Origin of the sequence: Arcticibacter tournemirensis (assembly GCF_006716645.1) — a bacterium.
In the GTDB taxonomy this organism is placed as follows: Bacteria; Bacteroidota; Bacteroidia; order Sphingobacteriales; family Sphingobacteriaceae; genus Arcticibacter; species Arcticibacter tournemirensis.
Genome location: NZ_VFPL01000001.1, coordinates 4262715 through 4284521, shown reverse-complemented (window position 1 = coordinate 4284521; position 21807 = coordinate 4262715). Strand labels below are relative to the sequence as shown.

Here is a 21807-nt window from a genome sequence, read left to right as displayed (position 1 = left end):
AGCTGAACCCTCTCCCGACTGTAGTTTGCTGTAACTGCTTGATTATTTGAGTGAACCATACAAATTAAAACAAACCATTCAAATGTATAAAAAATATACTGCTTTATGTAAAAAACAGTTTTACATACCTTTTAAATTATTACGGATAATGAAACTGAGTTTTGTTTTATTACTAACTGCATTTTTACAGGTGGCCGCTGCTACAGGTTATGCGCAAAAGATTAGTATAGTTAAACGGAATGTTTCGTTGCAAAATGTATTAAGGGACCTGGAAAGCCGGACAGGTTACAATTTCATTTACAATTCGAAGATGCTGGAGGGAACGAATACGGTTTCTCTCAGTATGAAGGATGCATCCCTCACAGAGGTGTTGAATCAATGTTTTCTGAACCAACCTTTGATGTACACTATTAACGGCAACACGGTGGTTATTATGGCGAAGCCCAAAGAGCAGCAGCCGAAAAAAGAAATAATAATAAGAGGGACCGTGCTTGACGATGACAAAGAGCCCTTACCGGGGGTGAATGTCAGAGTAAAAAACAGCAGCCTGATCGCGATTACCGACGGCCAGGGGCGATACAGTATCAGAGTTCCGGACAATGGAGCCGTGCTGGTATTTAGTTTAGTTGGTTTTAAAGCCTCCGAAGTAGTGGTTGGTGACCAAACCACCATAAACGTTACCTTAAAGGAGGATGTAAAAGCTTTAACAGAAGTGGTAGTTACAGCCCTGGGTATTCGCAGAGAAGAGAAAGCTTTAGGATATGCCATTACAAAAATTGACAGCACACAGTTAACCGACGCGGTCGCGGGCAACTGGATCGATGCTTTATCCGGAAAAGTACCTGGCTTGAATATGGTGCGGTCAAACGGAGGACCAACAGGATCTAACAAGATAATCCTGCGGGGAGAGAACAACTTTACCGGAGAGAACGAGGCTTTGATTGTAGTGGATGGCGTGGTGATCAATAACGGCAGCGGCAAGCGTACGGCAACAGGGGGAGCGGCATCCGGACCGTCAGACGGGATTCAACCTACTGATTTTGGAAGCGGACTTAATGATATCAACCCCGAAGACATTGAAAGTGTTACAGTATTGAGGGGGCCGGGAGCCTCGGCGCTTTACGGACAAAGAGGGGCAAATGGCGCTATTATTATCACCACAAAATCAGGCAAAGCCAAAAGTAAGGCGGTTAGCATTTCGTTTTCTTCAAACACCTCTATGGAAAGCGCTAACCGCTGGCCGGATTTACAATATGAATATGGCCAGGGATTAAACGGTGCGGCAACTTATACTTATGGTACTAACAGCGTTACCAGTTTAACCTGGGGACCGAGATTTAACGGGCAATCGTTTATTCAGTATGATCCTGTTACCCAGGCAGCTGCGACCGAGCCCACGCCGTGGGTGCCTTATACTAATCAGGTTCAGAAGTTCTTTGAAACAGGCAGGACTTTCACAAACTCGCTGAGTTTAAGTGGGAAACTGAAAAACACGAATTATCGTCTGTCTGCTACACATGCCGACAACACCTGGATCATTCCGAATACCGGCTATCGGCGTACGAATGTTTCTTTATCCACTAATTCTAAGATCACACCGAAACTTGACCTAACTGTAAAAGCGAATTATACCAACAAATTCAGCAACAACCTGCCCGGAATGGGCTATGGCAACCAGTCGGTGATGTATTGGTATGTGTTCTGGGTACCAAACGCCGATATTAACTGGCTTAGAAATTACTGGGTAAACGGTAAAGAATACCAGGAGCTACACGATATTTTCACTACCTCCCCGGAAAATCCCTATGCTATATCGTACGAGTTTATCAATGGCTCAAACCGGAACGGGCTTACGGGAAATGTGCAGTTGAACTACACCTTTTCTAAAGAGTTAAGCCTGCAGCTTAGAGCGACCCTTGATCGCTCGGCTGATGAGCGGCACCAAAAACGTCCATGGACGGCTGCCCGTTTAGCAACAGGCTCTTACCGCACTCAGGATATCGATGTGCAGGAGTTTACAGGCGACTTCCTGTTAAAGTACGACAAACCGCTGAATAAAGATTTCAGGATAACCGCTACAGCGGGCGGGAGTTTATTGAGAAATCATTACTATAAAAAAGAACTCAGAGCAGATGGCCTGATTGAACCTAATGTCTATAGTTTCGAGAATGCGGCTAATGCCCTGGTGTCCGTACCTGATACCAGCCGTTTCCGTATTAACAGTTTTTACGGATTGTTTTCTACAAGCTATAAAAACTACCTTTATCTGGATCTGACAGCCCGGCAGGATTGGAGCAGTACACTGGCTAATCCATATCGTGCAAATAGCGTAGGATTCTTCTATCCGTCGGCAAGTTTAAGCTTCGTTGCATCAGAATACTTTAAGATGCCCGATGTGCTCGAATTTGCAAAGCTCAGATTTTCAGCTTCGCAGGCTGGCAGTGGGGGGACTATCGCCTATCGTACGGCTTATACCTACCCGTTAGCGGCTAACGGGACATATCCGGATGGTTCGCTGCAAAACCCCGCAACACTTCCCAACCCCAACCTGAAGCCCCTGAAAACAACAACTTTTGAGCTGGGTACCGATATCAGGATGTTTAAAAGTCGCCTGGGTATTGATTTTGCAGTATACAAAGGAAATACCAGAAACCAGATCCTTGACAGGATTGTCGATCGTGCATCCGGATACTCGCGACAGATCATTAATGCAGGGCAAATCGATAACTCGGGTCTCGAAGTGGCTCTGAATGGATCGCCTGTGCAGGGCAAAAACTTCAAGTGGAAAGTTTTTACAACCTTCTCTACGAACAAAAACAAGATCGTTTCGATGGCAAACACGGATAGCACCATCATCTTACGTTCGAGTGTAGTTGGAGGTGCGCAGATCGTTGCCAAGGTAGGCGGCAGCCTCGGAGATATGTACGGTATTGGCTTTGAGCGTTCTCCGGACGGACAGGTAATCTATGATGCTGTTTCCGGCCTGGCTCAAATAACTTCTACTCCCGTTTATCTCGGGAACACCATTCCTAAATATAAAGCGAGCATCGGCAGTGAGTTTACCTTTAAGCAATTCCGCTTGAACGTACTGTTTGACGGTCAGCAGGGAGCTGTTGCGCACTCGTATACCCATGGCCGTCTGGCAGATTTTGGAAAGCTGACAGCCACCCTGCCGGGAAGGTACAGCGGGATCATCGGGAACGGCGTCGTCAGAAATGCCGACGGTACATTTAGTCGCAATACTACAATGACTAAAGACATCACTTCATTCTACAATTACACCATGGGCACTGCTAATGGTGAGGGAGCAACCTATAAGACCGACTTCATTAAGTTCCGCGAAGCACGACTGGACTATAAGCTGCCGGCATCTATACTCAAGCCATTGAGGCTATCGCGGGCCAGCATTGGTGTCTATGGACGTAACCTGGTTATCTGGTCGACATGGCCTATGTTCGATCCTGAATTCGGTACTCTGCAGGGTCTGGATATCGTCCAAGGTTTTGAGGTTGGCCAGTTTCCGTCTACCCGTACTTATGGTTTTAATTTAGTTGTAGGTATTAATTAAGAGAAACATGAAAAGAATTTTAGCTATTGTGCCGGTTTTAATAACTGTTTTCAGTTTCACTGCCTGCCAAAAGGATTTTGACGAGGTCAATACAGATCCCATCAGTATTATAAACTCACCACCCGAAAAACTGCTGGCGCCGGCATTGGTAAACGTTTTGAGCGCAAACCTGGTTCGTAACCGGAATTTTAATAACGAACTGATGCAGGTTACTGTCACGATGAGTGAAGACGACAATGCCGTATTCAGGTACGACTTCCGGCCTAACCTGGCCGATTACACCTGGAATGCATGGTATTCTGAACTCACTAATTTCAGGGATATCTACGAGCTCGCTTCAGGTACAGAATACCAGAACGACTCGTATAAAGGGATCTCCCTGGTGTGCGAAGCATGGGTATTCTCTCTGTTGACTGACTCTTATGGAGACGTGCCTTACACTGAGGCGAATAAAGGTAAATTGGGTATACTGGAGCCCGCTTTTGATGCGCAGAAAGATATTTATCTAAGCTTGTTCAATAAACTGGAGGAGGCAAATACGCTGTTATCCGGAAATAAAGCGATCGTGGAATCAAGTGATCCTGTTTATCACGGCAATATTGAGCGGTGGCGTAAATTCTGTAATAGTTTGCATCTTCGCCTGCTGTTGCGGGTGTCGGGAAAAGCAGAAGTTTCTGCGCAGGTAATTGCTAAAATAAAGGAAATAGCAGAAGGTAATCCGACGAAATACCCTACGTTCGCTTCTACGGACGAATCGGCCGTGCTGAAATGGACAGGCGGTGTAGTCACCACCGACCCTTTTACCAATCCCTATGTTACACTCTTGCGCGAGGCGGATTTTACTATTCCATCGCTGTGCAACTTCTTTATTCTCAAGTTATCTAACTGGAGTGACCCCCGTATTGATCTCAGTACGCAGTATGGTAACGGTACCCGTAACAGGCTGGGCATAGCACAGGGCTCGTCGGGTTTTGCCGGGATAGAAAGCGGTTATCCCCCCGGGAGCAGCGAGCCCAAGCAGTCTTTTTTCTATTCTGCAGGCAATTCTGAATTTTCCTTACAGAAAAGCCCTCTGGCCGGTATTATCATGACCTATGCTGAAGTGCAGTTCATTCTGGCTGAAGCAGCTGCAAAGGGCTGGATCACCGGCTCATCGGCCACATACTATTACAAGGGCATTGCCAACGCTATTCACTACTGGGTACCTGATTTTACTACGGATATTGCTAACCAGGAGTTCACAGAGTATATATCGACAGCTGATATTGGCTGGGATGACACTCTTCCCCTTGATGCCGCCGCCGGAGACAGCAAAATGGAGCGTATTCATTTGCAGAAATACTATTGCCTGTTCCTTACCGATTTTCAGCAATGGTTTGAACACCGCCGGACAGGCCACCCGGTATTACCTAAAGGTGCGGGACTAAGGAATGGCGGCAATATGCCGGCAAGATTAAACTATCCGGTATATGTTAGCTCTGCTAATGCTTCGAATTACAGCAAAGCGGTACAAAGAATGGGAGGCGACAACATTAATACCCTCGTTTGGTGGCAGAAGCCTTAATCTGTTATAAAATTGATAGATATGAGAAAGATAATACTAAATATAACCTGGTTGTTCTCTTCAATGATGATCTTTGGAGGATGCGAGAAGACAGGTAACTTCCCCGGGGCGGAGGTAAGTCCGTATATCGCCATCTTCGACCTGAGAAGCTTTTATAAAGATGCTGATTTTGCGTTAAGCCAGAAATCGATGCTTGGCTCCACGGGAATTACAGGAGTTGTGGTTTCTGATCATAGCGGTAAAAATCTGCCATCGGGACTGCTGATGGTTCAGGATAAGCTGCGCCTGAACGAATTGAGGGGTATTGCTATTAATATAGGCACTGAGGCAGAACAATATGTGCCGGGAGATTCGGTAATTGTAAATCTTGTGGGTGGAACAATGAAACGTGTTGATGGTTTATTACAGGTAACCGGACTGACAGGTTCTGCGGTTACTAAGGTAGCTTCAGATCAGCCCATTGCTATAAACCGGGTGCCGAGCAGTTATATTCTTGCCGATCCGGATAAATATGAAAGTACCGAAGTTGTTATCGTAAAAGGTGGATTTGACCCTATACCGGCGCCGACCGATACATACAGTGGCGATAAACTGGTTAACGATGGCTTTGATAATTTCACACTTCACACGGAGGCATCGGCAACTTTTGCCAATAACCCCTTACCCGGCATGGCGAATTTTTTCGGCGTTGTGACGTACAGCAAGAACGCTGGAGGGAAGTATACGCCCCATCTGCGCATCCGCCGGCCTGAAGACATTACGGTACTCAGTTCTACTGTAACCCAGGCGGCAGTGGTAGTTTCTGGTTTTGTTACCGATGTGGAAGGTACGGATTTGGATGGAGAGTACATTCAGTTGCTGGCTACCAGGGATATAGATTTTTCGGTTACGCCGTTTTCGCTGGTCACCTGTAATCAAACCTCGGGCTATACACCTACAGGATTCCCAGCCAACGGTTGGGCGACGGGAGGTTTGAGAACTTACAAGTTTGATCTTAAAACCGGTACAGCGGCAAAAGGGACTTATTTCTATGTAGGCAATTCGAAGAAGCTCATTAACGGGCAAAACTCAACAAGCATGGCGCAAGCAAACTGGATCGTTTCAAGAAACTACGGTGCTACGGGCACTACCGGTGATGGGTTTGGCTCCCCCAATACAAACCTGTTTATTAACAGCGGGACTTTCGCCTGCGGCATAGCTGTATTTGAAGGAACTACAGTAACCCGGACTTCTGTGCCTATTGATGTGATTTTCATAGGCTATAACGGAAGTGTACTAAGCAGTACTAATCCCCCTGTTGGCTATCGTATTACAAACACCGACTGGTATGATATCGTTAATCCGGTTTCTTTAGTTGAGCAGCCGTTCTACAAGCAGGGTTCGAACACTATTTGTCTTGCTTATGGTACGCCGTCCGATTCCGGCTGGTTTTATAAATTAGGAGGTGAATATAATGTCCGTCTCGATCGTTGGGTAAAAGCCAGAGCACAACGGGTAGTTGATCTTTCCAAAACTTCCACTCTGGATGAGCTTGAAAAAGAATTCCCTGCAGGAGATGGTACTACAGAAGGACTGTTCCCAACTAAAGTTGTTCAATAATGAAGATCAGCAAAATACTTTTTTTTCTGTGCATTACAGCACAAATGGCTTTTATGAACGATACATCGGCGCAAAGTAAAGTCGCCAATGGAGGTTCACCCGATGTTCTGCGTGTCATGTCGTACAATATTCATCACGCCAATCCGCCCTCAAAACCAGGTCTTATTGACCTGGATGCCATTGCCCGTGTAATCAGGGAATCGAAGGCGGATCTGGTAGCTCTACAGGAGGTGGAGACAGGTACTAAACGCTCCGGAGGTGTTGATGAAGCGAAACTGCTTGCCGAAAAGACGGGACTTCATTATAAGTTCTTCAGAGCGATTGACTACGATGGAGGAGAATACGGCATTGCCATATTGAGCCGGTTTAAGCTGCGTAATGTCCGCCTGATTCCGCTTCCACAGAAAGTTGAAGCTGAAGACCGCATACTGGCATATGTAACAGTAAAGGTGGACAAGCAAAAGATTATTTTTGCAAATACCCATCTCGATGCTACAAGGGATCACGGAAACCGGATCGTTCAGATGCAGCGTATTTTAAAAGAGTTTGAAAATGTATCTTTGCCGGTGATCCTGTGCGGCGACTTAAACAGTGTTGCAGGTTCGGGTGTTATTGATCTGCTTGATGCGCAGTTCAAACGTACTTGTGTGGATAATTGTCCGGGTACTTCTCCTCAGGTTAATCCGCGCCGCACCATCGATTATATTGCGACGAGAAATATAAAGTGGCCATTACTGGAGTATGTCGTAGTCGAGGAAACCTACGCATCCGACCATCGTCCTATAACAGCTGCTTTTAGTAAACAACAAGAATAGATTCATGCGTAAGTCTCTCAGAAACATCACCTTTAGCCTGCTGGCGCTTTTTACATTTTCAGCCCATGCCACGGCTGTACCCGACCGCGACGCAGCCAATGCATTCCTTCGCCGCATTGTTAAAGAGCATGCAGCGCATTTTGAGATTAATTACATTCCCGCGGCCGCTGATGGTAAGGACATCTTTGAGCTGGAAAGTAAGAATGATAAGATCGTATTGTCGGGGAATAATAACATATCTATAGCAAGTGCATTGAACTACTATCTGCGTAATTACGCAGGCTGCCTGATATCATGGAATGGAACAAATCTTGATTTACCATCCAAATTGCCTCCTGTGAATGAGAAGGTAAGCAAAACGACACCATATAAATACAGGTATTATCTGAACTACTGCACGTTTAATTATTCTATGAGCTGGTGGGACTGGGAACGTTGGCAATGGGAAATAGATTTCATGGCACTTAATGGCATCAATATGCCGCTTGCCATTACGGGGCAGAACGCAGTTTGGAGCAGGGTGTACAAAAGCCTCGGCTTTACCGATAAAGACCTGGAAAGTTTCTTCACCGGTCCGGCATATTTCAACTGGTTTTACATGGGGAATATCGACGGGTGGGGCGGGCCTCTTCCGCAAAGCCAGATGCAGGCTCACGAAGTGCTTCAGAAAAAGATACTGGAGCGTGAACGTTCGTTTGGAATGACGCCGATCCTGCCGGCCTTCACCGGCCATGTTCCTCCCGCTTTTAAGGACAGGTTTCCGAAGGCAAAGCTTAAGAAAACTAACTGGACCACCTTTCCTTCGGTTTACATCCTCGACCCGGATGATGACTTGTTTACTGTTATTGGCAAAAAGTTCATCGAAGAAGAGGTTAAAACCTTTGGTACGGATCACCTATATACTGCAGATACTTTTAACGAGAATACGCCGCCAACCTCCGATTCGCTCTATCTAAGCAATGTCAGCAAGAAAGTATACCAGTCGATGGCCCTGGCCGACCCCAAAGCAACGTGGATTATGCAGGGCTGGCTGTTCTATCACGGCGCGAAGTTCTGGAAACCTGCCCAGATCAAAGCCTTGTTAAATGCGATACCCAACGACAAGATGATCGTTCTTGATCTCTGGAGCGAAAACTACCCTGTGTGGCAGCGTACAGATGCTTATTACGGCAAGCCCTGGATCTGGAATATGCTGCATAATTTTGGCGGCAATATCAGCTTATATGGCCGCATGGATGAAGTTGCTTCCGGCGCCTTTAAGGCAAAGCAGTCGGCGGCTGCGGGTAAAATGGTTGGTATTGGCCTGACACCCGAGGCTATTGAGCAGAATCCTGCTATTTATCAGTTGATGTTGGATAATATCTGGGCAAGCGGTCCGATCAACGTATCGGCCTGGCTCAGGGACTATGTGAAGCAACGCTATGGAGCACAGAATTCCCATGCGGATGAGGCCTGGGAGATTTTATACCGCACGGTTTATACAGGTGGCATTCTGCCGGGAGGGCCTGAGTCTATCATTACCGGAAGGCCAACACTCGCGGCAAATACACGCGGCACCCGCCCCAAAAAGAACTACAAGCCGGAAGACCTGATCCCTGCCTGGGAGGCCCTTATAAAGGCTTCGCAGGAGCTTAACACCGAAGGGTTTAAATATGATATTGTCGACGTTACCCGGCAGGTGCTTGTTAACTATGCAGATACCTTACAACGAAAGTTTGCTAAGGCGTACGAGAGAAAGGACAGCAAAGAGTTCAACCGCCATACGAAGGCCTTTTTAATGGTAATGGATGATGTTGACCGCCTTTTGATGACACGTAAGGATTTCCTGCTCGGCAAATGGCTTAACGATGCTAAAAGAACAGGAAACACACCCGGGGAAAAGGCGCTTTATGAAAGGAACGCCAGGAACCTGATCACGCTGTGGGGCGACAGGAACAGCTCATTAAATGAGTATTCCTGCCGTCAATGGTCGGGATTGATCTCCTCGTTTTACAAACCGCGATGGGAACAGTTCTTTAGTTTTGCGAACCAGCAACTCAAATCGGGTGCGAAACTAGATCAGAAAGCATTTGAAGAGCGGATGAAAGACTGGGAATGGAAGTGGGTGAATATGAACGACGTGTTCCCTGAACAGCCTTCAGGGAATGAGATTAAAACGGTGCAAGGTCTGCATACGAAGTATATTGGGCAATTCAGAGAAGTATACGACACTAAAAAGCCATGATCGCTTTGGTTTTTTGAGCGCCTCAGGTGACTATAATAATTAAACGCCCTCGATAAATATTCTGCATTACCTTAATGCGGAATAGAAGAACATCAAAGGTCATTTGAGGAGTGACAGCCTGAACGCTCTTTCCTGGCAAAAATTAATGTCAGAGGAATGCCTACCCCATATAGTTCGAATTCTGTGCTGCCGAAGATAAAATACCATACACATTCGCTAAGATAGCAAAAATAGAGACCGTTAGTGGCGCTTATATTTGTTTACAGGATCTTTTTAAAATTATAATTGACCGTGCAAGCAGAAAAAGTATATCTAAAGGAAATTGAGTGGCCTGATTTCGGATCGGCTACGCCGGTAATTTATCCTTCGTCAGGGGAGATTGAATCGAGGATAGAAAAATGCAGGGAGATGATGAGGGCGCGAAGCCTGACTCATTTGGTAGTGTATGCGGACAGGGAGCATTGTGGTAATTTAATGTATCTGGCGCACTTTGACCCTCGCTTCGAAGAAGCGCTGCTAATCATAAAGGAACAGGGCGTTCCCTTGCTGCTGGTGGGAAATGAATGTGTAAGTCATTTAACAGTATCTCCCATATTTAACGATAGTAAGCTCAGATTCGAACGTTATCAGCCATTTTCGCTTATTAGTCAGCCGAGGGACGAAAGCAGGTCTCTTAGGGAGATCTTGAGCGACGAGGTAATCAATGAGGCATCGAAGGTCGGGTGTATAGGATGGAAGTATTTTACGGAAATCGAGTTTCTGGAGTATGAAGCGGCCATAGAACTGCCTCATTTTATCGTTAATACCCTTCAGCTGTTATGTGGTAAGGGTAATGTGGTGAACGCATCTGATATTCTGATGTCGCCTGTTTACGGCCTTAAAGCTGCTTGTTCGGCGTTTGAGATTGCTCATTTTGAGTTTTCAAATGTAATGGCATCGGAAGGAGTGATAAATCTATTGAAGAATTTCAGGTACGATGTTACCGATTTTGAACTGGTAAGGGAATATCAGTTTACCGGTTATCCCTTAGGATGTCACGTAGGTTTAAAGAGTTCTGGAAATAAGCGTATCGGACTTTCGAGTCCGGTTGGGGCATTGGTAAAAAAAGGAGATTCCTGTTCTGTTAATCTGTCCTATTGGGGAAGCAATATTTGTCGTGCCGGCTGGGTTGTGGAAAGTGAAGATGATCTTCCCGTAGAGGCTAAAGACTATATCGAAAAATTCGCGGCGCCTTATTTTTCTGCATGTGTGAAGTGGCTGGAGAATATAAGGATCGGCACAAAAGGGAAGGTTCTGTATGACATTATCAGCGGTCGTCTTCCATTTGAAGATTTTCAGATTTTTCTTAATCCGGGACATTTGATTCATTATGAAGAGTGGGTGAGCTCGCCCGTATATAAGAATTCGGAGGATGAGATCCGGTCGGGAATGTATTTTCAGGTAGACATTATTCCTCATTCAGAAAAATACTATTCGTCGAGGATGGAAGATGGGATCATTATTGCGGATGAAGAGTTACGGATGCAAGTGAAGCAGCAATATCCCGAAACCTATGATCGCTGCATGCGCAGGAGAGAATTCATGAAAGAAGAGCTTGGAATCGCGCTGCCGGAAGAAGTATTGCCGCTGTCGAATATGCCCGCTTTGGTACCCCCGTTTTTTCTCAACTATAAAAAGGTTTTCAGTCTGAAAAGTTAATATAATGAAGACGTTTTTAACCGGTATGTTTTTGGGCTGGCTGTTGCTTCCCATTAAAGTTGAGGGCTTTGCTTTCGATAAGGTAATCAGAGTGCTCACTCTTGGCATCAGAAATGAATCAAACACGTTTTCGACCTCTCCGACGAAGGCGTCCGACTTTTCGGTATTAAAGGGCGAAAATGCATTGAAAGGAAAAATGTGGGCCGATTTTCTGAAAGCCGAAAAGGTTGAAGTTATTCCTACTCTTCACGCTTATGCCTGGCCAGGGGGAGTAGTTGAACGCTCGGCATTTGAGAGCTTTAAGGAGGACATGCTGGAGGGAGTGAGATCGGCAGGCCGTCTCGACGGTATTTACATGGACCTTCACGGTGCGCTTCATGTGGAGGGCTATGCTGATGCGCAGGCAACTTTAATAAAGGAAATCAGGGAGATAGCAGGTGAAGATGTTTTGATCTGCGGAAGTTTTGATCTGCACGGCAACCCTTCCACCGAATTTGTGAAACATATTAATATGCTGACGGCTTATCGCACTGCCCCTCATCGCGATGAAGAGGAAACGAGGACACGGGCTGTAAAGATGCTGGTTGATGCAATAAGGCAACATTTGAAACCGCATATTGAATCGGTAACAATACCAATACTTGTGCCGGGCGAAAAGAGTGTTACCGAAAGAGATCCTTTAAAATCAATATACTCACAACTTCCCGCGGTAGCTTCAAAAGAAGGGATTATGGACGCCTCTATATTTGCCGGATATTGTTGGGCAGACCTGCCGCGTTCTGCAATGAGGGTGTTTGTTGTAGCTAAAAGTGATTTGTACAAGAGCGCCGCACGCAGGGAGGCGGTCAACCTCGCTCAACAGATTTGGGACTGCAGAACAAAAATGACGCTTGACGTACCTTCCGGTACGATCGACCAGATGCTGACAGCGGCAGGAGAAAGTGCGGGAAAGACGGTGTTTATCTCCGATTCGGGAGACAATACAACTGCCGGGGCGCCGGGTGATAATATGAACGTCCTGGCCGCCGTTCTACGAAGGGGCACAAAAAATGCACTGGTTGCGGGTATTGTTGATGAGGATGCTTTTAAAAAGTGTGCAGAAGTGGGAGCTAATAAACAGATAAGTTTACAACTCGGCGGAAAAATTGATCATGTGTACAGCAAGCCATTAAAAGTAGAAGGGAAAGTTTTATATTTAACATTGGATTCGGAAGTTGGTACTCACAGAGCCGCTGCTTTACTTGATGTTAATGGTGTATATGTTGTGGTTTTGAAAGCCAGGAGGTCGTTCGTTGAAATTCGGGATTTTAAAGAATTGGGATTAGATCCACTGCAATTTAAAGTAGTAGTGGTTAAGTTAGGGTATCTTTATCCCGAACTTCGGGACATAGCTCCTGCCCAGCTAATGGCTTTAACGTCCGGATTCTGTAATCTCGATATAAAGAACATAAAATATAAAAATGTCGGTAGACCCAGTTATCCGCTGGATATGAATATGAAGTGGAGCCCCTAATAAAACAAACCCGTAAACACACCAATTATGAGACCGCTATACCAGGAATTACCGTTTCACCGCGCAAGTTATATAAACGTCTACAAAGAAGAACTTCCCCATTTTATTGTTCCCTGGCACTACCACCCCGAAGTAGAAATTATGTATATCCTCGAAGGTACAGGTACTCGTTTTGTCGGTGATCATGTAGAAGAGTATGAGGAAGGCGATTTGTGCTTAATAGGATCCAATCTGCCTCACGAATGGAGAAACCATGATGTGTTTTTTCATAAAGAATCTAAATTAAAAGCTTCATGCTGGTGCCTGTTTTTCCTCAAAGACATCTTCGGAGTCAATATGCTTAACCTTCCGGAAATGAGCAATATCCGTAATCTTTTATCCAGGTCTAACAGGGGAGTGAAGTTTGTAGGGAAATCTAAAGAGGTGATAACAGAAAGAATCCTTGAGTATATTAATGAAACCGGAGCATTCAGGATTGCCAAACTGATATCTTTACTGGAATGCATGGCTACTACCGACGAATATGAGACGCTCGCCAGTGTTGGCTTTGTGAGGAATACCATCGACTCAGGCGACTTTGAGCGTTTTAACAAAGTTTATCAGTTTATAATGAGAAACTTCTCCCGTCCCATCCGTCTGGAAGAGGTAGCTTCGCTGGCAAGCCTTACACCAAATGCGTTCTGCCGTTATTTCCGGGAGAGGACTAAGAAAACCTTTGTTCAGTATCTGAACGATGTGAGGATCGGGCATGCAAAGAAACTGTTGATAGAGGGAAAGTCAACTATTGCTACGCTTAGCATCGAATCCGGCTTTAATAACTTGTCTAACTTTATTGATCAATTTAAACGCTCAACCAAAATGTCACCCTCTGAATACCAGAAGAAATACGGCGGCAAACAAAACAGATATTAGTATAAAATACTAATGATACCATAGTGGTGTTAGCCACTTTTTTTCATAAAGAATATCCCGGGATCGATAATTCGGGGAGGGAAACCTCTGTCTTTTAGCATTCGTAGATGCAATTATCCTATTTATTTAAACGCGCTGCACAGATCAATTATTAAAGGTTCATTTTAATAAAATACCAGAATCATTGGTGAAAATGGCATAAAAAGGCGGTTGTGAGAGCCTCTATTTTTGTAGTATACAAATGAGTATGTGTATAGTAAATACAAAAAGAATTTCAATCTAATCAATTAACCAAAATGGAAAGAAAGTTACTTGCAAAAAAGAGGGACAAGAGGTTAATGCTTTCTTGTCGGAGATTGTTGCTGCTATTCTGTTGCTTCAATCTTTTGAATGCTAATGTATTATTAGCAAAAGATAAAACGGGGCAGGACCGTACTATTGGCGGAGTAGTTGTAGCGGCCAGCGGCGAAACATTGCCCGGGGTAACCATTACTGTAAAAGGTACACGGGTCAGTACAACTACAGATACCGAGGGGAAGTTCTCAATAAAGGTTCCAACAGGCGCAGCTGAACTTGTGGTGTCTTTTATTGGGATGAAGACCCAGACAGTAGTAATAGGTACTAGTACAGAGCTTAGAATTACATTGGCAGAAGAATCTGTAATGCTTCAGGAAGTTGTAGCTATCGGATATGGGACTATTCAGAAGAAGGATCTTTCAGGCTCCGTAACAAATGTATCTGAAAAGGACTTTAACAAGGGAGTAGTTACATCGCCGGAGCAACTGATGCAGGGTAAAGTTTCAGGTCTCGTTGTTACCAGGCCGGGCGGAGACCCGACGCAGGAAGTAACCATGAGGCTAAGAGGATCGACCTCTCTTATGGGAGGTAATGGCCCCCTTGTGGTGATTGACGGGGTTCCGGGAGCTTCAATCAATAGTGTTGCCCCTCAGGATATTGCATCCATAAGCGTACTAAAGGATGCTTCTGCCGCTGCTATTTATGGCGCAAGAAGCGCGAATGGGGTTATTCTTATCACGACAAAAAAAGGGAAGGCCGGCAAAACTGCTATTTCTTATGACGGCTATTTTGCTACAGAAAACCTTGCGAATAACCTGGACATGCTTACAGCCGAGGACTGGCGCAATTACGTTCAATCACACAATATTACGAATGCGATGGATTATGGAGCGGATACAAAGTGGCAGCAAGAGGTTTATAGAAGGGGCCATTCGCAGAACCATAATATCAGTTTAACGGGTGGTACCGAAAGTTCTACATATCGTGCATCTGTAAATTATCTTGACCAGAAAGGTATCGTTTTATCAAATGACCTGCAAAGGGTTAATGCCAATATCGCTTTTGACCAAACGGGATTGGATGGTAAACTGAAACTTTTAATTAACGCCAACACGACGATTGAAGATTGGGGAAGTGTTCCTACAGCGAACGTTTTTGCTTATGCCCTCAATTTAAATCCTACTATTCCGGTTTATGATGAAAATGGCAAATTTAAGGAAGTCTCTGGATATGAATACTATAATCCGGTAGCGATGCTTAATCAAATGACATCTGATAGTAAGAGAAATCAGTTCCTGGGGAGGATGCAGTTGGAATATACATTTTTTAAAGGGTTTTCCGCTGCTATCAATGGGTCTATTTCCAGGCGTAATCTGATGACCGGTTATTATGAGTCGAGGGTATCGAGAGCTGCCGAACAGACCAATGGCTTTGCCAGAAGAACTACAAGCGAGGATAATTCAAAGTTAATCGAGTCGACGCTCACCTATGACCGGACATTTAACGAAAAGCATAAGATAAACGCAATTCTTGGATACTCCTATCAGGAGTTTACGCCTGAGAATTTTGCAGCGCAGAACCGTGACTTTATAACTGACCTTTTTTTGTATAATAATCTGGGAGCCGGCAATAATTTAACCCCAACGGATATATCAAGTTTTAAAGAAAAGAACAAGCTTATTTCATTCTACGCAAGAGCTAACTATTCTTTTGACGGGAGATATATATTTACCGGGACTATTAGGAGGGATGGATCAACCCGCTTTGGTAAGGATAACAAATGGGGGATTTTTCCCTCAGGATCAGTCGCATGGGCTATCAATAAAGAGCCTTTCCTGCGGGATGTGAGATTTATAGATGAGTTAAAGCTGCGTACGAGCTATGGAATAACCGGTAATCAGGAGATTCCGAATTACACTGCACTCGCCCTTTATGGTGCTGCAGGGTACTACTATCAGGGAGGAGAGTTTTTTACACAATATGCACCTAATCAAAATCCGAACCCGAACCTGAAATGGGAGGAAACCGCCCAGTTTGATGCCGGAATCGACTATTCGTTTTTAGGCGGCAGGTTCAGAGGCAGTATTGATTATTACAATAAGCAAACCTCCAATCTTCTCTATAACTATCCCGTGCCAACCCCTCCTTACCAGTACAATACCATGATGGCAAATGTTGGGGAGGTTGAAAATAAGGGTATTGAGCTTTCCCTTGAATCAACGGTAATAAACTCCAGTGAATTTAAATGGAACCTGGGACTCAATTTCGCCAGGAATAAGAATAAGCTGAAGTCACTTTCGAACGACGAATTTAAGCTGGATGTAGTGTATACGGGGGAATGGGCCTTAGGAGGATTACAGGAAACTCCGCAAATTCTTAAGCCAGGATACGCTATCGGAACGTTTTACGGCGCCAAATATATCGGCCGCGATGCAAACGGCATATTCCAGTATGAAGATGTGAGCGGCGACGGTAAGTTTGTTTACGCAGACGACAGAACAGTAATAGGGAACGCACAGCCGGATTTTACACTGAATATGTCTAATTCTCTGAAATATAAGAACTTCTCACTTGATCTTTTACTTAGGGGAGTGTTCGGTAATGATATTGCAAATTCAACTGCTTTGTACCTCAACGACATTAACCGCATGCCTGGAAACAATGTTCTCAAAACAGCCCTAGATATTGCAGCACAGCCATTAGTGTATTCCTCTTACTACATTGAGGACGGAAGCTTTGTTCGCCTTGAGTACCTGACTTTAGGATACGATGTGAAGCTCCCTCCTTCTTCCAAAATAAAGAACTTAAGGCTTTCTGCTACTGCCAACAATCTGTTCATTATAACAAATTATACGGGAATTGACCCTGAAGTAAATGTGAACGGGCTTGTATTCGGAATAGACGCCAGGAATTACTATCCCAAGACCAGGTCGTTTTCTCTGGGAGTTAATTTTTCTTTTTAATGCATTTAACACTGAAGGTCATGAGAAAAAATTATTTGTTAGCTATAATACTATCAGCTGTTCTTAGTATAACAGCTTGTACGGATCTTGATGAGGAATTATATAGTTCAATTCCGCAAAGTCAGTTTGGCGGAACTTCCGAAGAAATAAATTCATTGATTGGGCCGGCATACGGCACCCTCGTAAATTACGTGAACAACGACTTCTGGATGCAGGAGATCACTACCGACGAATATATGATTCCGGCAAGAGGGCTCGATTGGTATTCTGGCGGAATTCATTTACGTTATCATACTCACGAATGGTCAGCCAGGGAAACTCCCAATTTCTGGCGATTTGAGCAGGTTACAACGGTCAATAAAATTATAGACCTGCTCGATAATACCACTGTTGAGATTGAAAATAAAGACAGGATTTATGCTGAGCTGCGTACGATCAGGGCATTTTGGTATTTCCTGATGCTGGATAATATCGGAAATGTTCCGATAGTGACAGAATTTGAAGGAGAACTGCCGAAGAACAATACACGTAAAGAAGTTTATGATTTTGTTGAGTCGGAGCTTTTAGCTGTAGTTGACAAACTGACCGAAGAAAAAAGTACGAACACCTATACTAAAGCAACAAAATGGGTCGCCTATACCATTTTAGCAAAATTGTACCTTAACGCCGGAGTATACACTGGCGCCCCGCAGTGGAATAAGTGTCTGGAATACTGTAATAAAGTAGTTCAGTCTGGCCTTTATGAGCTGGAGCCTAATTTCTTCAACAACTTTAAGGTGAAAAATGAAGGGTCCAAGGAAAATATCTGGTCAATACCTTACGACGCCGATTATTTCAGAGGCTATTTTATTCCATATCAGATGTCATGGCATTATTCAAGTTACCTCACTTTTGATGTTCAGTTCAGCTCCTGGAATGGGCCATGTGCTGTCCCGGGCTTCGTAAAGAGTTTTGATTTGGCTGATGCCAGAAGAAATTCATTTTTGATAGGCCCACAGCGTTCATCAACAGGAGAAGTTATCTATACACGCGACGGTATAACACCATTGAATTTTACTATCGATGTAAGAGATTTTGCGAGTGCTACCGAGAATGAAGGAGCCCGACTGTTTAAATGGGAAGTTGAGAAGGGCGGTCGTACGCACTTAAATAACGATTTCGCCATATTCCGTTATTCGGATATTTTACTGATGAAAGCCGAATGCATGTTACGTACGGGAGATGAACAAGGTGCGAGAGCTCTCGTTAACGAGGTGCGGGAGCGGAATTTTAATCCTGCCAAGCCATTGTCAACATTAACTCTGGATCTTCTGCTCAAGGAACGGGGCTTCGAGTTTGTTTTTGAAGGCTGGAGAAGAAATGATCTTATCCGCTTTGACGTCTTTAAAAATACCTGGGATTTTAAACCTAACTCTGATCCTGCTGACAGGCATACGTATATATTTCCTATACCATTGACTATCATGGACAGGAATCCAAATCTTACACAGAACCCCGGTTACTGAGCCGATAAGCAATAATAGTCATTAGAGGATATGTTGGACCATATCCTCTTATTCTCCTTGTTTTTGATATGAAGAACTTATTATTAGGGCTGTTTTTTCTCAATGTATTGTTTCCTGCGCATCTCAGGGCACAGGACGATTTATTTCTTAAGTATCAGGGTCGGAGTCCGACGGCATTGGTGGGCGATGGAAAATTTATCATCAGGACTACTCCCGACCGTTTTGTGGCGGCTAAGGGAATTAAGCTTGACGGTATGTTTCGCTTCTTTAGCAATGGTTACGAGCTCCTGCCGGCAAGCACTTTATGGAATAGTACTTTCTTCCCAGGCGGGGTAGCCTATGATATCAGGGTAGGAAGGGATTCGATATCTGTTATTTACGGAGTTCTACCGGCCTCTGGTTTTTCAATATGTGTTAAAACTTCAGCATGGATTGAGGTTCGTCTCATGTTAAATAATTCAATCGGTCTTCAAAGAAAAGAGAAAAGAGATAAGAGCATAAAATATGTCTTTTTCAATCAGGGAGAACTGCCGCCAGCTATATTAAGCTACAGCGACTTTCAGAAACAGCTATTAACAGCGTCAGGTCAAAAGCTGGTGTTAAAATCACCTGACAAGACACTTAACCAGGCGGTCGCCTTTTCGCAGTCGCTTCTTGATTTAGGGTATAACGGAGACCTAATGTTTTGCGAGCTGTTCAGATGGCAGGATATCTGGGCGCGTGATCTCGGTTCGGGTCTATTGCCGGGCGGAATGGCATCCGGGCGGGTTAAAGCGGCAAGACAATCTCTGGAATATGATCTTAAAAGATATGCGCTGATGTCGCCTGAGGATTGCAAAAACTCAAATGATCCTTCACAGGGCGGAACTGCAGAAGGAATAGGCTGGACTGCCCGCTCTGTTTGGAATTACTACCAATATTCGGGCGATATCAGGCAATTAAGAGAGGATGCAGAGATTATTCGGCCATGGGTAGCGCATTGGATCAGAAGGGATTACGATGATGATGGATTAATTGTTGATGTTACTGAGTTTATGGATCATATGATCATGATGCTTACAACGAATGGTGTGAGCACTCTCGCTGCTAATTCAATGTACGCTTCGTTGTTGAATTATTACTCTAAGATCGAAAAGGAACTTGGGAACAAGGGGGAAGCGCAGAAACTTTTCGGTCTTTACAACAGGACGGTTAATGCAATCAACACGGTGTTCTGGAATAATGAAAGAAAATACTTTAACAACATGGTTTTATGGGATATGGTGTGTCAGAGAAGTTCACAAGCTTCCCAGGCGATGTTATTGAAGATTGGAGCTACAGATGCAGTAAGGTCTGCCGAAACACTCGATTATCTGCGTAAAAACAATTGGTGTGATTACGGCTCATTAACGATAGTTCCCAGGATGAACCACGTTGGGCTTGAAAACGATCAGAATGTAAAAGTGTGGCCCTGGTGGAACCTGTGGGAAGCAGAAGCCTGTTTTAAATACGGAGAAAAGGACAATGGGTATAAACTGCTCAATCTTGCTGCTTCGACAATATGCGATGAAAAGTATCCGGGGTTTATAGAGGAAACCCTCGATACAAACGGTGTGTCGACTGGAGGGAATGTTTTTGTCACTGCAGCGGGAAATCTTCTGGATGTGGTAGTAAAGGATGTGATGGGGGTTGAACCTCTTATTCCTGGATGGTCAGAGATAAAAATTATACCATCTATTCCTGATAGCTGGGACAACTTTGAATGCAGGGTTCCAACGCCTCATGGATATCTCCTGATAAAAAGTAAAAACCGAAGATTGTCGGTAAATGTGAACGATCCTAATATCAGGTTTGTCCATGTCTCTGATCCTGAGAATACTTTCGTAACAGGAACGGGCAAGAAGTTATATAAAGCAACGTTAGCTTTAAGTAACAGGAAGGAACCCGGGTATAAGCTGGTAAAGAAGACCGGGCTTCCGCCTCTTCAGGAAGGCAAAGCTGCACTCTTTTATGATCCGTCCTTTCATTCTGATAAACCTTACCCTGGCGCTGAATTACTAAATATAGATGCATTAGCTGATCTGGGAAATACACAATACAAGAAAATCCTTGTACGGGGGAATCGTTTGCCTCTTTATTCAAGTTCAGGAAAAAGCGTTAAAAGATCTTTAGAAGCGTTTGTAAAGCATGGAGGTACGGTAATTTTCTTTGGTGCTACTACGAATGCCAAAAGTGATGAAGACGGAGCCGGAATACTGGGCGAGCAATGCGGTATCATTGACTGGTACCAGTATCTTCCGGCCAGGACGAAAATTGATCTCGGAAAGTGGGTTTTCTCTCCGGATACTGCTAATACCTCTCTTTTACAAAAAAACGGTAATTATACTACGGTCTTTACGCTCCCGCAGTCATTCAGGGGAAAGAATATCCTTATAGAGCTTGGGCCGCTTTCAGGCCTCGACAGCGTTTTTATTAACGGTTCTTTTGCAGCAAGTTTCAGGGACATGGAAGCCTGTATTAAGCAGGAGTATCCCACCCGTACTAATTATCCGGACGCCCACAGGTATAAGATGTTAAGCCGTTTTTATGTAGTTAAGCCGGAGGCAGAAGCATATAGAGCAATAAGATTTAGCGGTCAAAATACCCTTGCCGTCAGAATATTCAATGATGGAATGGATAGAGGAATGCCGGATAGTAACGGAGCTAGCATCGGGGTTACAGAAACGGGAAAAAGCTGGCAACCGATAGATGAGGCGCTTCCTGACGTAGGGTTAAGCTCACCTAAAAGAAAGGGGGTCAATTACTGGGGAAATGAACAGTTCTTTAACTCCTGGAGTACAAAAAATGGAATGTTCGGTTTTGAGATTGATGGAGATGGGATAGAGTTTTGTGACAATACCATATTAAGAGGTTTGCCTAAAGAACACATGCCTGTTAGAACTGCCTATACTGATTTTGCCATATTCAAGCCCTGGACTTTTGAAACACTTGCTTATACTACAACCAGGCAGCATCTCCTTTATCCGCAGGTCACTGAAAGATATCCGTGCATTGTACGAATTGCAAATGCTGACACAAAAGGGGGGTACGTGCTTATAACTCCAGCTGTTGCCGGCAGTGTTACGGGGAAGAATATCCTTAAAAAGCTTGGTGTAAACTTTAACAATTGA

Annotated in this window: 11 protein-coding genes; all 11 read left to right on the top strand. The window is 44.4% G+C overall.

Annotated elements, in window-relative coordinates; translation table 11 throughout:
* The first annotated feature begins 148 nt into the window (after positions 1–148).
* The 11 genes from BDE36_RS18015 (at position 149) to BDE36_RS17965 (ending at position 21807) form a co-directional block, all read left to right on the top strand.
* Positions 149–3568 carry a SusC/RagA family TonB-linked outer membrane protein gene (locus tag BDE36_RS18015; RefSeq protein WP_141815971.1) on the top strand — a complete coding sequence of 1140 codons (3420 nt, stop codon included), beginning with the start codon at positions 149–151 and terminating at the stop codon, positions 3566–3568.
* Positions 3569–3575: 7 nt separating this feature from the next.
* A complete protein-coding gene (locus BDE36_RS18010) occupies positions 3576–5132 on the top strand; it encodes a SusD/RagB family nutrient-binding outer membrane lipoprotein (protein ID WP_141815970.1) in 1557 nt (518 codons plus the stop codon).
* Positions 5133–5153: 21 nt separating this feature from the next.
* Positions 5154–6731, top strand: coding sequence for a DUF5689 domain-containing protein (locus tag BDE36_RS18005; protein ID WP_141815969.1), 1578 nt, complete (start codon positions 5154–5156; stop codon positions 6729–6731).
* Positions 6732–6784: 53 nt separating this feature from the next.
* Entirely contained in the window at positions 6785–7546 is a 762-nt protein-coding gene (locus tag BDE36_RS18000; RefSeq protein ID WP_202618151.1) for an endonuclease/exonuclease/phosphatase family protein, read from the top strand.
* A 4-nt stretch (positions 7547–7550) separates the two neighbouring features.
* Positions 7551–9770 carry an alpha-N-acetylglucosaminidase gene (locus tag BDE36_RS17995; RefSeq protein WP_141815968.1) on the top strand — a complete coding sequence of 740 codons (2220 nt, stop codon included), beginning with the start codon at positions 7551–7553 and terminating at the stop codon, positions 9768–9770.
* 291 nt (positions 9771–10061) lie between these two features.
* Positions 10062–11468, top strand: a complete 1407-nt coding sequence (locus BDE36_RS17990; RefSeq protein ID WP_141815967.1) for a hypothetical protein — start codon at positions 10062–10064, stop codon at positions 11466–11468.
* Positions 11469–11472: 4 nt separating this feature from the next.
* Positions 11473–12981: a M81 family metallopeptidase gene (locus BDE36_RS17985; protein ID WP_141815966.1), complete on the top strand. Its 1509-nt coding sequence runs from the start codon at positions 11473–11475 to the stop codon at positions 12979–12981.
* 27 nt (positions 12982–13008) lie between these two features.
* Complete coding sequence (locus BDE36_RS17980) at positions 13009–13893, top strand: AraC family transcriptional regulator (protein ID WP_141815965.1); 885 nt, start codon at positions 13009–13011, stop codon at positions 13891–13893.
* 296 nt (positions 13894–14189) lie between these two features.
* On the top strand, positions 14190–17153 hold the full coding sequence (locus BDE36_RS17975) for a SusC/RagA family TonB-linked outer membrane protein (protein WP_141815964.1): 2964 nt from the start codon (positions 14190–14192) through the stop codon (positions 17151–17153).
* Between the two features lie 20 nt (positions 17154–17173).
* Positions 17174–18658: a RagB/SusD family nutrient uptake outer membrane protein gene (locus BDE36_RS17970; protein WP_161987687.1), complete on the top strand. Its 1485-nt coding sequence runs from the start codon at positions 17174–17176 to the stop codon at positions 18656–18658.
* Between the two features lie 68 nt (positions 18659–18726).
* Positions 18727–21807: an alpha-L-rhamnosidase-related protein gene (locus tag BDE36_RS17965; RefSeq protein WP_141815962.1), complete on the top strand. Its 3081-nt coding sequence runs from the start codon at positions 18727–18729 to the stop codon at positions 21805–21807.